Genomic DNA, 16670 nt, shown 5'->3' with positions numbered 1-16670 from the left:
CCGCGTCTCCGCCATGCTTCTTGGATTGAGTGAGCGTGATCGCTGCTGTCAGCGTCGTTTTACCATGATCAACGTGACCAATCGTGCCCACGTTGACGTGTGGTTTCGTCCGCTCGAATTGTGCCTTACCCATCGTTCGCTGTCCTCGTGGATCAGTTAAGTGCGTATAACCCTTGGGGTCAGTCGGCCCCGTTGGCGGACATGATCTCTTCCGCCTTCGACTTCGGAACCTCTTCGTAGTGCGCAAACTGCATCGTGTACACGGCCCGGCCCTGGCTCATTGAGCGGAGCGTGGTCGAGTACCCGAACATTTCACCGAGCGGCACCGAAGCGCCGATGACGCGGGCGCCTGCCCTCTCGGTCATGCCCCCGATCTTGCCCCTGCGGGACGATAGGTCCCCGATGATGTCACCCATGTAGTCGGCAGGAGTCACAACTTCGACGTCCATGATGGGCTCCAACAGGACCGACTTGGCCTTCTTCAGACCCTCTTTGAGCGCCATACCACCGGCGATCTTAAAGGCCATTTCGTTCGAATCCACGTCGTGGTACGAACCGTCGATCAACTGAACCTTCACGTCGATCACCGGATATCCGGCCATTACACCAGCGACGAGCCCCTCTTTGATCCCGGCCTCGACAGAGCTGATGTACTCACGCGGGATCGAGCCGCCAACAATTTTGTCCTCGAAGACAAAGCCGCTCCCCGTTGAACCGGGCTCAATGTGAATCACAGCATGTCCGTACTGTCCACGACCGCCGGTCTGGCGTACGAACTTCCCGTGCACATTCTCGGCTCGGTTCCGGATGGTCTCGCGGTAGGCAACCTGCGGACGTCCGATGTTCGCCTCGACGCCGAACTCGCGACGCAAACGATCAACGATGATTTCAAGGTGGAGCTCTCCCATCCCGGAAATGATCACCTGGTTGGTCTCCGGGTCCGTGAACACACGGAACGTCGGATCCTCATCGGCCAGCTTGATCAACCCGTTCGTCAGCTTGTCTTGATCAACCTTCGTCTTGGGCTCGATCGCAACAGCGATAACAGGCTCCGGGAAGTCCATGGCTTCCAGGATGATCGGGTCCGACTCGATGCACAGCGTGTCGCCCGTCTTCACGTCTTTCAAGCCGATCGCAGCTGCGATATCGCCCGCATAGACTTCAGACCGCTCTTCACGCTTGTTTGCGTGCATCTGCAGGATACGACCTACGCGCTCACGCTTGCCTTTCGTCGCGTTGTACACGTAGCTGCCCGACGAAAGGACACCCGAGTAAACGCGAAAGAAGGTCAGCTTACCGACGTAGGGATCCGTCGCAATCTTGAATGCGAGCGCTGCGAAGGGAGCATCGTCGCTCGCCTCGCGAGCCTCGTACGTTTCGTCATTCTGCGGGACGTGCCCCTGAATCGCTTCGACGTCGACCGGCGACGGGAGGTAGTCGATGACTCCATCCAGAAGCGGCTGCACGCCTTTGTTCTTGAAGGCCGAACCACAGAAGACCGGGAAGATGACACCTTTGATGGTGGCGGTCCGGATCGCTTGACGGAACTCGTCGTTCGAAAGCACTTCACCCGCAAGATACTTCTCAATGAGCTCGTCATCATGCTCCACCGCGGCTTCGAGGAGCGCGTTGCGCAACTCTTCGATGTCGGCCTTGAGCGCGTCAGGAACATCTCCCTCCGTGAACTCCGCACCCATCTCGTCTTCATAGATGAGGGACTTACGGGTCACGATGTCGATGTGACCGGTAAAAAGCTCACCCTCACCGAGTGGATACTGGACCGGGTGAGCGTTAGCGCCCAAGCGGTCCTTCATCATCTCGACCACGTTCATGAAGTCCGCACCGATGCGGTCCATCTTGTTGACGAACGCGATACGCGGGACCTGATAACGATCTGCCTGACGCCACACAGTCTCGGACTGCGGCTCTACACCACCTACTGCACAGAAGACCGCCACCGCGCCGTCCAGCACACGCAGTGAGCGCTCCACCTCGGCCGTGAAATCCACGTGCCCAGGTGTGTCGATGATGTTGATTCGGTATTCGGTGTCGAAACGGTTCCAGTGAGCGGTGGTAGCAGCAGAGGTGATCGTAATTCCCCGCTCCTGCTCCTGCTCCATCCAATCCATGGTCGCAGCACCGTCATGCACCTCGCCCACACGGTGCACCCGACCTGTATAGAACAGGACGCGCTCCGTGGTCGTGGTCTTACCGGCGTCAATGTGCGCCATGATGCCGATGTTTCTCAGTCTCGACAGTGGCGTTTCTCTAGGCATCTATTTCGGTCCTTCTTCCATTCTCATGTTGTGTAGGACGTGAAAAAAGGAGCACGGGGTTCCTTATCTGCAGTCCCTGGGGACTGACAGTCGTCCGCGCTCCTTCGATCGGAGAGGGCCCAATTCCCGAAGAACGGGGCCATCGCGTCCCAAATTGTCTGTGCCGACCCCGTAGGGCCTGCGGTCCAGCTAACCGACCCTTACCAGCGGTAGTGCGCGAACGCCTTGTTCGCTTCTGCCATCCGATGCGTGTCGTCCTTCTTCTTGATCGTCGTGCCCTCACCGCGGCTCGCCGAAAGCAGTTCCGCGGCCAACCGTTCGGCCATGCTCTTCTCTGACCGGCCCCGGGCATGCCCGATGAGCCAGCGAGTTGCCAAGGCTGTGCGGCGATCCGGGCGAACCTCAATGGGCACCTGGTACGTCGCACCACCCACGCGGCGACTCTTAACCTCAAGCGCGGGCTTGGCGTTGGTCAGTGCCTGCTCAAAGATCTGCAACCCGGGCTGACCCGAACGCGACTCCATGATCTCGCAAGCATCGTAGAAGATCTTCTCGGCGATGGACTTCTTTCCGTCCTGCATCAAGTTGTTTACGAACTTGGTGACAGCTCGGGACTCGAAGTGCGGATCGGGAGGAGTCTCCCTCTTCTCTGCGCGTGAACGACGACTCATCTAATTCTATCTGCCTTACTTGGGCCGCTTGGCGCCGTACTTGGAACGACCCTGCCGACGGGCATCAACACCCGAGGCGTCAAGCGTACCGCGGATGATGTGGTAGCGAACACCAGGAAGGTCTTTAACACGGCCACCGCGGATGAGCACGATTGAGTGCTCCTGAAGGTTGTGACCCTCACCACCGATGTACGCCGTTACCTCGAAGCCGTTCGTAAGACGTACACGAGCAACCTTGCGAAGCGCCGAGTTCGGCTTCTTTGGGGTCGTGGTGTACACACGCGTGCAGACACCCCGTTTCTGGGGATTAGCTTGCAGGGCCGGAGCTTTGTTCTTCTTCCGGATTTCCTTGCGGCCCTTCCGCACGAGCTGGTTGATCGTCGGCATTGCAGTTCTAATCGTGAAAAAAAGCGCCTCTCGGCGCGTCGGCTTCCTCAGCTGTTTTGCCAAGTGCCGTTCCATCTACAGCACGGAAAGGTAGAAACGGGTTAGGGGGGTGTCAACGGGTGTGGACCCCCGACTCACTGTAGATGACGCAACTGCTGTCTCACTCCCGGCAAGATACCTAGGCAGCGCCCCGAACGGTCGTTCCAGCAGCCCCTCCCAATCTCATCGACCGCGGGTTTGTGACACCCCCGGCACAGCCCGACTTCCTGTCCGGGACCCGCCAACATTGCCCGTCAAGATGGCTGCATCGGCCGCCTTGTCCCGTGTCCTCTCGGACCCATACGCACGCGAAACAGTCCCTAACCGGCTGTCCCACACTGCACGGGATCATTCCCTGATCAGCGGAACCCTGACACTAGAAGGAGCTAGGGACGTTCTCTTCACAGACACGGAAGGGGCATTGATCCGGCTCGGAAGCCTGTCCGAATCGATTCCTGCGGGCGAGTTCGCCTGCGCCGAAGGGGAAGGCTTGTACCGATATACCCTTAAGTGCTCCGAGAATCACCCTAGGGACATTTTCGTGCCTGGCAATTGCTTCCCCTCACGACACAACACTCGCTGGGATCTTCACAGATCGGTAACCCAGTACAAGTGGGAGGGTTTAAGCTTTGACACTGCGCCTCCGTGAGGCACGAAGCCGCGGAGCTAGCCAAGGGCGCCGCAATGGAATCCACCGTCGGGAACAGCGACGCACCGGCTGCGAGGCCGAGCGCCCGCAACGCCTGGCGACGTGTAAGGGTCCACGTCTTCGGCGGATCGGGCGCGACTAGGAGCTCCGCGGCTGTGAGGTCCCCAAGGGATGCCGCGACAATCGACTCGTCCGCAGGAAGGCCCACGTCAGGGAGTGTCCCCGCAATCTGTGCAACCGTGTATTCGCCGTCCGCCATCCCCCACACGTGGGCAGCCGCCTTGTTCAGGCAGTGCGCCTCATGGCTGCTCAAGTCATACACCAGCGTCTCGTCATCAAGGTGCTCGACGAGGAGGCCCTTCGAGCGTGCTCGTGGAATGTGGCTCGAAGTGGTGGAGTCCATTGCGGTCCTTCCTGAGCGAAAAGTGATCAGTACTTAATCCTATACGCGGTGTGCCAATGTGCCCCAGAAAGCGGCAAGGGGCACCCTAGCATCGGAGCGCCCCTCACCAAATTCCTGCCTGGCGGATGTTGGTCCGCTATTCGTCTCCCATCCCTAACGCCGCGAGCTCTTCATCGGGCTCTCCGAGTGGGATGATTTCCTCGTCATAGTAGGACTGCTCGACCATGAACTCAACCGCCTGGTAGCGGTGTGCACCGGTTCCAGCCGGGATCAGATGGCCGATAATGATGTTCTCCTTCAGGCCCTTGAGGTCATCCCGTGCGCCGCGTACGGCAGCGTCCGTGAGCACTCGGGTGGTTTCCTGGAAAGAGGCAGCCGAGATGAACGACTCGGTCGTCAGAGACGCCTTCGTAATGCCCAGCAAGAGCGGCTCGGAACGGGCAGGCTTAACCTCGTCCCCAATCGCCCTCTGGTTCGTCGCTCTGAACTCAGTTCTATCGACGTTCTCGCCCTCGAGCAGAACCGTCTCACCAGCGTCGGTGATCCGGACCTTCTGCAGCATCTGGCGGACGATCACTCCAATGTGCTTGTCGTTGATCTTCACGCCCTGAAGCCGGTAGACCTCCTGGACTTCGTTCAGCAGGTACTCCTGAACCGCCCGCGGGCCCTTAATGGCGAGAATGTCGTGCGGGTTGATGGGGCCTTCGGACAGACGGTCACCCGCCCGCACTCGGTCACCCTCGTGCACCCGCATGTGCTTCCCGACCGGTACCGGATATGTACGCAGCTCACCGGTCTCCGGCGTGACGTGCACCTCACGCTTACCGCGCTTGATTCCCCCGAACGTGACCACACCGTCGATCTCCGTGATCACCGCTGGGTCCTTCGGGCGTCGCGCCTCGAACAGCTCCGCAACACGCGGGAGACCACCGGTGATGTCTCGGGACTTGTACACCTCACGACTGATCTTCGCGATCGTGTCACCCGGCTTGACGTCTTCGCCGTCACGTACCGTCAGTTGCGCGCCCACCGGGACGATGAACTCACGCAACTTCTCTTCCTTCTTGGCGTGCTTCAGAATCTGAATCGTCGGGTGGAGCTTCTTCTCCCGATCCTCGATGATCGTCATCTGACGACGCCCGGTGGATTCATCGAGCTCTTCGCGCATGGTCTGCTCGTCGACGATGTCGACGAAGCGAATCACACCCTTCGAGTCAGCGACGATCGGCTCTGAGTAGGGGTCCCAGCTGAAGAGCAGGTCCCCCGCATCGATAGACGCGTCTTCGGCCACCGAAAGAGTAGCACCGTACGGCACCGCGAGACGGCTCCGAATGGCACCCTCTTTGGTCTTCAAGAGAATTTCACCCTCTCGAGACGTAACGATCTTGTCCTTTTCAGGCGTGACAACGGTCGTGACACGCTCCAACTCGACGATACCGTCGATCTTGGACTTACGCTGTGTCTGCGCAGCGATGCGGGATGCCGTACCACCAATGTGGAAGGTCCGCAGCGTGAGCTGCGTTCCCGGCTCACCAATCGACTGCGCGGCAATGATCCCGACGGCCTCACCAATGTCGACCATTTTCATGGTTGCCAGGTTGCGGCCGTAGCACTGGCGGCAAATACCACGTAGCGCCTCACAGGTCAGCACCGACCGGATCTTCACCATCTGAAGACCCGCTTCCTCAATGTCTTCCGACGCGACCTCGTCAATCAACGCGCCGGCCTCCACCAGTAACTCACCATCAATGGGATCGTAGACATCTTCGAGCGCCACGTTACCGACGATCCGGTCCATGAGCGCCTCGATGATGTCCTCACCCTCCTTCAGCGCCGTCATCTCCAGGCCGAGGATGGTCCCACAATCCTCGTGCATGACAGTGACGTCCTGAGCCACGTCGACGAGGCGACGGGTCAGATATCCAGCATCTGCGGTCTTGAGTGCAGTATCGGCCAGACCCTTCCGTGCACCGTGGGTGGAGATGAAGTACTCCACCACCGTAAGGCCCTCGCGGAAGTTCGACTTAATGGGCGACTCGATGATCTCACCGATTCCACCCGTCAGCTTCTTCTGCGGCTTAGCCATGAGGCCACGCATTCCGGCCAACTGACGCATCTGGTCTCGGTTACCACGAGCTCCGGAGGACATCATCATGTACACCGGGTTGAAGCCGTCTTTCGACTGCTCCAAGTGGCGTACCATGGCGTCCGCAACATCGTTGTTCGCGTGCGTCCATGTATCGATGACCTTGTTGTAACGCTCACCGTTGGAGATAAATCCGCTCGAGTAAGCTTTCTGGAAGCGTGCGATCTGCTCGTCCGCTTCCTTCAGGATGTCAGCCTTCTCCATCGGCACCTCAAGGTCAGCGATACCAACGCTGATTCCACCCATGGTGGCGTAACGGAATCCGAAGTTCTTCAGATCGTCCAAGAATTCGGTAGTCCGGCCGAGGCCCGCGTTCTCGAAGCTGTCGAAGACAATGTCTCCGAGTTCCTTCTTGCCAAACGTGCGGTTTTGGAAGCCGAGCTGGTCGGGCACAATGGAGTTGAACAGCACTCGACCTGCAGCCGTACGCTTCCAAGAGCCTTCTTCCTCGCCATACTGCTCGCCGACCCAATACCAGACCGGGCTTTGGAAGGTGAGTGCTTCGGACGCCAGCGCCATCTCGACTTCACCATACGTCGAGAAACGCGGTGCGCCTTCGAAGATTTTGCTCAGAGCCTCATTTGCCGTGTCCCGACGGGCCTGCGGCACCTTGGAGTCACCTGCCGCCCGCTCAAGGTCTGTCATATACAGGCCGGGGTTGGTCAGGTAGTACAACCCAATGACCATGTCCTGCGTCGGAGCAGCGACCGGACGCCCATTCGACGGCAGAAGAATGTTGTTCGAAGAAAGCATGAGCACGCGAGCTTCAAGCTGCGCTTCGTACGAGAGCGGTACGTGCACCGCCATCTGATCACCGTCGAAGTCCGCGTTGAACGCCGCACATACGAGAGGGTGTACCCGGATGGCCTTACCCTCGACCAGTACCGGCTCAAACGCCTGGATGCCGAGTCGGTGGAGCGTTGGCGCACGGTTCAGTAAAACGGGGTGGTCCTTAATGATGTCCTCGAGGACCTCATAGACCTTCGGATCAGCCTTCTCCACGATCTTCTTGGCGCGCTTGACCGTCTCGGCCTCACCACGCTTTTCGAGCTCATGGATGATGAACGGCTTGAACAACTCAACCGCCATCGCCTTCGGCAGACCACACTGGTGTAATTTGAGCTCAGGGCCGACGACGATGACCGAACGGCCGGAGTAGTCGACACGCTTTCCGAGAAGGTTCTGGCGGAAGCGGCCCTGCTTACCCTTGAGCATGTCGCTGAGCGACTTGAGTGGGCGCTTGCCCCGGCCTCGGATCGCCTTGGAACGACGCCCGTTGTCGAAGAGGGCGTCCACTGCTTCTTGCAGCATGCGCTTCTCGTTCCGGAGAATGACCTCCGGAGCACGCATATCGATCAGCTTCTTGAGGCGGTTGTTCCGGTTGATCACACGGCGATACAGATCGTTTAGATCGGACGTCGCGAAACGGCCACCGTCCAGCGGCACGAGAGGGCGCAGATCGGGCGGAATGACCGGGATTACATCCAGGATCATCCACTCCGGACGGTTCCGCGTGTCCGGCGTCTCACCGGAATTCCGCAGCGCGTCCACGACCTTGAGCCGCTTGAGCTTCTTCTTCTTTCTGTGCTGGGACGTCTCCGTCGCAATCTCGTGACGAAGCCATACCGCGAGACGGTCGAGTCCGCGACCATCAGAGTTCCGATCCTTGATTCTCCGCTCTGGCGAATCGAGCATCTTGAGGAGAGTGCGCGAACCCTCAGCGCCGATCTCGGCCTTAAACGTCTCGTCGCCCTCGTCCCGCGCTTTTACGCGCAGGTCGTAGTACTCGTCTTCGTCGAGAAGGTCGAGGTATTCGACCTCCTGCTTGCCCGGGTTCGTGACAACATAGGCCGCGTAATAGATGACCTTCTCGAGGTCACGCAACGTCATGCCGAGCAAGTAACCGAGCTGACTCGGAAGCGTCTTAAAGAACCAGATGTGCGCTACCGGAACGGCGAGCTCAATGTGGCCCATCCGCTCACGTCGGACCTTTGACAGCGTGACCTCTACACCGCAACGGTCACACACGTGGCCGCGGAAACGGATCCGCTTGAACTTCCCGCAATGGCACTCCCAATCCTTGACCGGTCCGAAGATCCGCTCGCAGAAGAGTCCGTCACGCTCAGGCTTGAACGACCGGTAATTGATCGTCTCTGGCTTAATGACTTCACCGAACGACCATCCGCGAATTTCTTCCGGAGAAGCAAGCTTCACCTGGATGAATTCGAAGTCAGACGAACCCTGATCCCGAGTTCTAGGGAAATCGATCATTACTCTTCCTCCCCGAGCGTTACGCTCAGGCCGAGAGCCTGGAGTTCTTTCACGAGGACGTTGAACGACTCCGGAATTCCCGGCTTCGGCAGATTGTCGCCCTTCACGATGGCCTCATAGACCTTCGAGCGACCCTGCACGTCGTCCGACTTCACGGTGAGAATTTCCTGGAGCGTGTGCGCCGCACCGTATGCTTCCAGTGCCCACACCTCCATCTCACCAAAGCGCTGACCACCAAACTGCGCCTTACCGGCCAGCGGCTGCTGCGTTACGAGCGAGTACGGTCCGATGGAACGGGCGTGGATCTTGTCATCCACCAAGTGGCTCAGTTTGAGCATATACACCGCGCCTACCGTGACCGGGAAGTCGAAACGGCGTCCGCTCCGACCATCTCGCAGCCAGACCTTCCCGTTCGGGAGGATCTCTGCGTGCTCCATGAGTTCCACAACGGCGTCGTCCAGTCCGGACTTCACCGTGGAGCGTCCCTTCAACTTCTGAATCGCCGGGAAGAGCTCCGTCATCGTCTGGCCTTCGCGATCGGACAGTTCTTCCGCAGCGGCAACCAGGAATCCGATGAGGTCATCCAAGAACTTCTGCTGCCGCTTGTTGAGCTGCAGCGACAGATACGCATCGAGCGACTGACCGATACCGTGTGAGTACAGACCAGGCCCAGCACCGTCACCTCGAGCTTCGTCACTCCCGGCCATGATCACAGGGAGCTCGTTCGCCGCACTGACGAGGTTGTCGATGTCGGCGTTCCCAGCTGGGGCTTTCACTTTCAGCTTGAGTGCACCCTCGACCCACTTCATTCCGGCAAGCTTCAGAAGCGCACCAACTTCGTTCTCTGTCGCGCCCTGGAAGACCGGCGTCTTTGCTTCGAAGCCAAGGACCTTACCAGCCCACCCGAGGTGGGTCTCCAAGACCTGACCGACGTTCATTCGCGACGGCACACCTAGAGGATTCAGCACGATCTCGACAGGCGTTCCGTCCGGAAGGAATGGCATTTCTTCTTCCGGGACGATTCGGGCAACGATGCCCTTATTCCCGTGGCGTCCGGCCATCTTGTCACCGACGGAAATCTTACGCTTCTCGGCGACGTAGACCTTGACCAGCTGAACGACGCCCGGGGGCAGTTCGTCCGGCTGGAAGACCTTATCGATCTGGGCCTCGGTCTTGTCCTTCACGCTTTGGATGCGGGCCTGAGCTTCATCCACCACACGACGAACGCGCTCGCTGGCGTCCTTGTTCTGGACCTTGAACGTCGAGAGGTCGATCTTGCGGAAGTTGAGCTCGTCGATGACATCCTTGCTCAGCTTGTCGCCCTCATTCATGATCGTCTCGACCGTGCCCTTCTTGAGCATCAAGCTCACGGACTGACGCTGCAGGACGTTGCGTAATTCTTCGTCGCGCGCGTCGGTGATCCGCTGGATCTCTTCGCGCTCCGCGGTGCGGAAATCACCGATCTTCGCGCCATGCTCCTTCTCGAGAAGCGGATCGTCGATCCGGCGGGAGAAGATTTTGACGTCGATGATCGTCCCGGTCATGCCCGGGGGCACACGCAGGGACGAATCCTTCACGTCTTTCGCCTTCTCACCAAAGATCGCGGTGAGGAGCTTCTCTTCCGGAGAGAGTTCGGTTTCACCCTTCGGCGTGATCTTACCCGTCAGGATCTCGCCGGCCTTGACTCTCGCACCCACGCGCACAATGCCGCGCTCGTCGAGGTCGACCAGGCTCTCTTCAGCAACGTTCGGAATCTCACGGGTGATTTCTTCCATCCCCCGCTTCGTGTCCCGCACGTGCAGCTCGAGTTCCTGGATGTGGATCGAGGTGAAGACGTCGTCCTTTACCAACTTCTCACTGAGGACGATGGCATCCTCGAAGTTGGAGCCGTACCACGGCATGAACGCGACGACAATGTTCTTTCCGAGTGCAAGCTCACCTGCGTCCGTAGCCGGACCGTCCGCGATGATGTCACCCGGCTTCACAGCCTCGCCGATCTGAACCAGCGGTCGCTGATTGATTGACGTGTCCTGATTCGTTCGCCAGTACTTCTTCAACCGATACCGGTCGAACTGGGCAAGCTTTGCCAGCGGCTGGTCCGCACTTCCCGGCGTAATACTGCCGGTATCGATGACGACTTCATCTGCCGTAACGTGTACCACCTTCCCCTCGCGGAGCGCCGTAATCACGGAACCGGAGTCCGAAGCTACCTTGGCTTCGAGGCCGGTACCCACGAGCGGTGCGTCCGTGTAGAGGAGTGGCACCGCTTGGCGCTGCATGTTCGAGCCCATGAGCGCGCGGTTGGCATCATCGTGCTCTAGGAACGGGATCAGAGCCGCAGCGACCGAGACCAACTGGTCCGGCGCCACGTCCATGTAGTCGATGTCTTCGGGCTTTAGGAGCGGGAAGTCACCGCGTGCACGACAAAGCACGTATTCGTTCTCAAAATTGCCCTTGCCGTCGAGCGGCGCGTTCGCCTGGGCGATGCTCTTCTCCCCTTCCTCGTTAGCCGACAGCCATTCGATCTGGGTCGTAACCTTGCCGTTCTTCACCTGGCGGTACGGCGTCTCGACAAAGCCGAGATCGTTGATCCGCGAATACGTCGTGAGCGACGTAATAAGGCCGATGTTCGGACCCTCGGGGGTCTCGATGGGGCACATGCGGCCATAGTGAGAATAGTGAACATCGCGGACTTCGAAGCCCGCCCGCTCACGCGTAAGACCACCCGGCCCGAGCGCAGACAAACGACGCTTGTGCGTCATCTCCGCGAGCGGATTCGTCTGATCCATGAACTGACTGAGCTGAGACGATCCAAAGAACGCCTGGATGACCGCGGACACCGTCCGGGCGTTTACCAGGTCGTCAATGTTGATCTTCTCAGGATCGGTGTTGATGGACATCCGCTCCTTCACCAACCGCGCCATGCGGCTGAGGCCAACGCTGAACTGGTTGGCGATGAGCTCACCCACCGTGCGCACACGCCGGTTCCCGAGGTGATCGATGTCGTCCGTGTAGCCACGACCCTCGTTGAGCTCAATGAGGTGCAGGATGATCGAGACAAAATCTTCTTTCGTCAGGACCGTCTGGTTCCGCGGCGAGGTCATGCCAAGCCGGCTATTGATCTTGTACCGGCCGACACGACCAAGGTCGTAACGCTTCGGGCTGAAGAAGACCCGCTCTAACGCTTCGCGGGCCGTCTCGACGTTGGGTGCCTCGCCCGGACGCAGCAATGAGTAGATCGCATAGAGCGCTTCTTCTTCGCTGTCCGTCGGGTCCTTCTTGATCGTGTTCTTGATCATCGGGCTGTCGCCGCGTGGCGTCACCCGATCCGTCGTGTAGATCTTGAGTTTCTTGGGACCTAAACGCTGGAGGATCTCGATGACGTCCTCGTCGATCTCCCAACCGTTCTCAATGATGATCTCACCGGTCTCCGGATCAACGAATTCCTCTGCGATCGACTTGCCTTCAAGATCCTCAAGCGCGACCGCCTTCTTACCGGTGAGCTTCAGCTCAGTCACATCGTAGAAGAGCTGGAAGACCTCAGCGTTCGTGCCGTAACCCAGAGCTCTGAGCAGCGCGGTCGCCGGGAACTTCTTCTTCTTGTCGATGTGGACGTAGCAGATGTCGTTGATGTCGAGCGTGAACTCGACCCACGAGCCACGGAACGGGATAATGCGCGAGCTGAACAGCTTCGTCCCATTCGGATGGATGTTCTCTTCGAACACCACACCTGGGGAACGGTGCAGCTGGCTCACCACGACGCGTTCGGCGCCGTTGATGACGAACGTGCCGAGTTGTGTCAGGAGCGGCAGATCACCGAGATACACTTCTTTTTCGATGATGTCTGCGGCCTTCCTGTCCTCGGGCGGGGGAGTCTTCTTCTTCTTCCGCTTCTTGCCCCTCTGCTCACGCTCCTCCTCGGGAACATCCCAGACAATGAGACGCAGCGTTGCCTTGAGCGGCGCAGCATACGTCATGTCTCGCTCGATGCACTCCTCCACGGAGTACTTCGGCTCGCCTAGCGCGGCGCTCACGTATTCGAGCGTGAAGTAGTCATTCACGTCCGAAATCGGGAAAATTTCCTCGAAGACTCGATCAAGCCCGAAATCCCACTGCTCTTCCGGGTTAACACTGTCATTGACGAGCTTCTCGAACGAGCGGAGCTGAACATCCAGCAAGTTCGGCATCGGCATGGGCCGTCTGAGCTTTGCGAAGTTCAGAATCGGCCGGTTGTCTTTGCGCAGTTCCAACGTACGTCCCCCTTGACGACCCGCTAAGAGCGGGCAGCGTTCCGGTAATTCATGGGACAAGCGCGTGAATCCCCGACCTGCAGGCACACCCCCGAAAGGGGGCGCCCGCAGCGGGGACCCACACAAGTCCAGATTGTCTCGCGACGGTCAGCACCCACTACGTGGGCGCTCACCAGGTTCGCGTTCGCCGTCCTACGGACAGCTTGCGGACCCAGCAGCTCTACTTAAGCGCGACCGCTGCGCCAACACCCTCGAGCTTTGCCTTCATTTCCTCAGCCTCAACCTTCGTCACAGCTTCCTTGACCGTGCTCGGGGCACTGTCAACGACTTCCTTGGCCTCTTTCAGACCAAGACCCGTCAGCTCGCGAACGACCTTGATGACCTGGATCTTCTTGTCGCCAACGCCCTCAAGAACGACATCGAACTCGTCCTTCTCTTCAACAGCGGCAGCATCGCCACCACCCGCTGCAACAGCCACCGGGGCAGCCATTGCTGTGACGTTGAACTTGTCCTTGAAAGCGTCAACGAACTCCGAGAGCTCGAGAACGGTCATGCTTCCAATGGTATCGAGCAGCTCTTCGTGATTCGTCGCCATGTTTCCTGACTCCTGGTGTTTCAACCGGCTTTTTGCCGGAGATTGGGTTGACCCTGTTGGTTACCAGGGACGCGCCCGCGTCCCTACTACATGCCCGGGATGCGGGCTTATCCAGCCTGTTCGCGCTCTGCCTTGAGAGCGTCGATAAGGCCGGCCATCTCTTGAAGCTTGCCTTCCATCGCCGTCGCCAGCATGGACATCGGGGCCTCGAGGGCGCCGACCAGCTCCGAAAGTAGAACTTCCCTGGAGGGAAGCTTGGCAATTGCCTCTACCTGCTCCGGCTGCAGCACCTTGTTGTCCATGATGCCGAGCTTGAACGAGGGCTTCTCGTCGTTTGCCTTCGCGAAGTCGCTCAGGGCCTTGGCGGCACCGACCGCGTCCTCGTAACTGAAGACCATCCCGGTCGGCCCTTCTAAGCTCTCCGTGATGTCCGGCAGATCCGTTTCCGCAAAGGCACGCTTTGCCAGACGGTTCTTCACAACGACGTACTCGGCACCGGCCGTCCTGAGGCTCCGGCGGAGTTCCGTCATGGACGTCACGTTAAGTCCCGAAAAGTCCGTCAAATATACGGTCGGCGCACGGTTGATCCGGTCGACGATCTCGCTGACGAACCCCTCTTTCTGTGAGCGATCCATCAGGCCCCCCTACGATAGAGGTTCGTATCGATCGCGACGCCCGGGCCCATCGTGCTGGACACCGTGACGCTCCGAAGGTACGTACCCTTCGCGGCGGACGGCCTCGCGCTGACGATCTGGTCCATGAAGGCCCCTAGGTTCTCTTTCAACTGCTCTTCGGAGAACGAGACCTTCCCGATCGGGGCGTGCACGTTGCCGGTCTTGTCGACCTTGAACTCGATCTTACCCGCCTTGATCTCTTCGACCGCGCGACCGATGTCGAACGTCACGGTTCCGGCCTTTGGCGTGGGCATAAGCCCTCGCGGACCAAGCACGCGTCCGAGCGGACCGACCTTACCCATCAGATCCGGCGTGACCACGCAGACGTCGAAGTCCAGCCAACCGCCCTGGATCTTCTCGACGAACTCGACACCGACAAAGTCGGCACCGGCTGCTGTGGCCTCAGCCTCTTTCTCACCCTGGGCAATGACCAGGACGCGAACGGACCTGCCGGTTCCGTGCGGAAGAACCACGGTACCACGGACCAGCTGGTCCGCCTTTCGGGGGTCGACCCCGAGGCGCGTCGCGATTTCGACTGTCTCGTCGAATTTCGCGAACGCCAGCTCCTTCACGAGCTTCACAGCCTCGCCCGGAGCGAACTTGACGCCTTTGGGCACGTTGGTACGTGCGGAGGCGGATCGTTTGCCTGTTTTAGTCATCTCTATCGAGCCGTTTGTGAACCCTCCCACCGAGTGACGGCTCTCACTCGGTGGTGTGGGCGGGGCGTTCTACCCCTCGACCTCAATACCCATCGACCGTGCGGTCCCGGCAATCATCTGCACGGCAGCGTCCATGTCGTTGGCATTAAGGTCTTCCATCTTCGTCTGGGCGATTTCTTCCATCTGGGCGCGTGTGATCTTGCCCACCTTCTCGCGATTGGGCTCACCCGAGCCCTTGGCCAACCCGATCGCGCGCTTGATCAGCACAGGCGCGGGTGGCGTCTTAGTAATAAACGTGAAGGAACGATCCGCATAGACGGTGATCTCGCAGGGAATGGTAATCCCCTGCTTGTCGCCGGTCTTTGCGTTGAACTGCTTGCAGAACTCCATGATGTTGACGCCGTGCTGCCCCAACGCGGGACCCACTGGCGGCGCCGGGTTAGCCTGACCACCCGGAACGTGGAGTTTGATGAATCCAATGACCTTCTTCGCCATCGTTTAGTCCTCAGTAGCCCTTCAAATCTGTGTAGTCGAGTTCGACGGAAGTGGGCCGGCCGAAGAGGGAAACTTCGACCTTGACCTTCCCCTTATCGGGGTAGACCTCCTGGACCGTACCGCTGAAGTCCGTGAACGGGCCCTGCGTGACCTCGACGACCTGATCGATGTGGAAAGGAATTTCCTCGCGGGACCCCTTATCCGCCTCCACCTCGACGCCGAGGATCTTATTGATCTCTTCTTCTCGCAGCGGCTGTGGCGCGCGACCCTGTCCAACAAATTTAATCACGCCCTGAATGTTGTTGATCACATGCTGCGTCCGCTCGTTCAGAACCATCTCAACGAGCACATACCCAGGGTACAGACGCTTCGTCACCGCAACCCGCTTTCCGTTGCGAATCTCAAGAACTTCCTGCGTCGGAACCAGACACTGCCTGATCTCCTGCGCTTCACCCTCACCAGGCTCCTCTTCGATCCGGCGCTCTATCAGCCGCTGGACCTTATTCTCGTGCCCGGAATAGCTCTGAATCGCGTACCAGCGAGTACTTGCCACGGCGTCAGTCATCAGGCGCCGAAGAGCCCCATGATCAACCCGACGATCCAACCGGAGAACTTATCCATTATCCAGATCACCAAGGAAATCACGATGGTGAACATCACCACGACGATAGTCGCGCTCCGGAGTTGATCCCAATCCGGCCACGTGACCTTCTGGAGCTCAACCCAACACTCCTCAATGAAGGTCCCGGTTTCTTTGAATTTGTCGACGACAGCCATACTTACTTCGTCTCTTTGTGCTGCGTATGCGTCCTGCAACGCGCGCAATACTTACGGTGCTCCACACGTTCCGGGTGCAGCCGCTTGTTCTTCGTCTGATTGTAGTTCCTCTCCTTACAGTCCTGACAGGCGAGGATCACTTTATCGCGGGCCATGCTCTTTTTCCTTACTGGTGTGGGGCCCGGCTAACCGAGCCTACCGCTCGATTCGTCGAGATACCTCACTTCCTGCTATTTTCCCTTATTACTCGATGATCTCAGTGACGACACCTGAACCCACGGTGCGCCCGCCTTCGCGAATCGCGAACCGAAGCTGTGGGTCCATCGCGATCGGCGTGATCAACTCCACTTCCATCTGAACGTTGTCGCCAGGCATCAC

At 59.1% G+C, this 16670-nt stretch carries 14 protein-coding genes and 1 pseudogene; all 15 read right to left on the bottom strand.

The features are described from left to right. Window positions 1–133: GTP-binding protein (locus P8L30_16150; GenBank protein MDG2241740.1), on the bottom strand; the 133-nt coding region annotated here is incomplete at its 3' end. Window positions 134–179: 46 nt separating this feature from the next. Continuing rightward, on the bottom strand, window positions 180–2276 hold the full coding sequence (fusA, locus tag P8L30_16145) for an elongation factor G (protein ID MDG2241739.1): 2097 nt from the start codon (window positions 2274–2276) through the stop codon (window positions 180–182). A gap of 200 nt (window positions 2277–2476) precedes the next feature. Then, entirely contained in the window at window positions 2477–2947 is a 471-nt protein-coding gene (rpsG, locus tag P8L30_16140) for a 30S ribosomal protein S7 (GenBank protein MDG2241738.1), read from the bottom strand. A 15-nt stretch (window positions 2948–2962) separates the two neighbouring features. Then, window positions 2963–3334, bottom strand: a complete 372-nt coding sequence (gene rpsL, locus P8L30_16135; protein MDG2241737.1) for a 30S ribosomal protein S12 — start codon at window positions 3332–3334, stop codon at window positions 2963–2965. A gap of 566 nt (window positions 3335–3900) precedes the next feature. Next, window positions 3901–4425 carry a hypothetical protein gene (locus tag P8L30_16130; protein MDG2241736.1) on the bottom strand — a complete coding sequence of 175 codons (525 nt, stop codon included), beginning with the start codon at window positions 4423–4425 and terminating at the stop codon, window positions 3901–3903. Window positions 4426–4561: 136 nt separating this feature from the next. After that, window positions 4562–8842, bottom strand: coding sequence for a DNA-directed RNA polymerase subunit beta' (gene rpoC / locus P8L30_16125; protein MDG2241735.1), 4281 nt, complete (start codon window positions 8840–8842; stop codon window positions 4562–4564). A gap of 2 nt (window positions 8843–8844) precedes the next feature. Continuing rightward, window positions 8845–13092, bottom strand: a pseudogene (gene rpoB, locus P8L30_16120) (DNA-directed RNA polymerase subunit beta). 220 nt (window positions 13093–13312) lie between these two features. Further along, window positions 13313–13687: a 50S ribosomal protein L7/L12 gene (gene rplL / locus P8L30_16115; GenBank protein MDG2241734.1), complete on the bottom strand. Its 375-nt coding sequence runs from the start codon at window positions 13685–13687 to the stop codon at window positions 13313–13315. 107 nt (window positions 13688–13794) lie between these two features. Continuing rightward, window positions 13795–14322, bottom strand: a complete 528-nt coding sequence (gene rplJ / locus P8L30_16110) for a 50S ribosomal protein L10 (GenBank protein ID MDG2241733.1) — start codon at window positions 14320–14322, stop codon at window positions 13795–13797. Further along, window positions 14322–15020, bottom strand: coding sequence for a 50S ribosomal protein L1 (gene rplA / locus P8L30_16105; protein MDG2241732.1), 699 nt, complete (start codon window positions 15018–15020; stop codon window positions 14322–14324). The genes rplJ and rplA overlap by 1 nt, the downstream gene beginning before the upstream one ends. 69 nt (window positions 15021–15089) lie before the next feature. Further along, window positions 15090–15515, bottom strand: coding sequence for a 50S ribosomal protein L11 (gene rplK / locus P8L30_16100; GenBank protein ID MDG2241731.1), 426 nt, complete (start codon window positions 15513–15515; stop codon window positions 15090–15092). Between the two features lie 10 nt (window positions 15516–15525). Beyond that, a complete protein-coding gene (gene nusG, locus P8L30_16095) occupies window positions 15526–16068 on the bottom strand; it encodes a transcription termination/antitermination protein NusG (protein ID MDG2241730.1) in 543 nt (180 codons plus the stop codon). 11 nt (window positions 16069–16079) lie between these two features. Further along, a complete protein-coding gene (secE, locus tag P8L30_16090; GenBank protein ID MDG2241729.1) occupies window positions 16080–16340 on the bottom strand; it encodes a preprotein translocase subunit SecE in 261 nt (86 codons plus the stop codon). Further along, on the bottom strand, window positions 16295–16447 hold the full coding sequence (gene rpmG / locus P8L30_16085) for a 50S ribosomal protein L33 (GenBank protein MDG2241728.1): 153 nt from the start codon (window positions 16445–16447) through the stop codon (window positions 16295–16297). The genes secE and rpmG overlap by 46 nt, the downstream gene beginning before the upstream one ends. Before the next feature lie 88 nt (window positions 16448–16535). Further along, the coding region (gene tuf, locus P8L30_16080) for an elongation factor Tu (protein MDG2241727.1) at window positions 16536–16670 on the bottom strand (135 nt) is incomplete at its 5' end.

The sequence above is a fragment of the Longimicrobiales bacterium genome (assembly GCA_029245345.1).
GTDB lineage: Bacteria > Gemmatimonadota > Gemmatimonadetes > Longimicrobiales > Gaopeijiaceae > CALFPJ01.
Note: the sequence above shows the minus strand (reverse complement) of the source record. Positions and strands in the feature narration are given on the sequence as shown.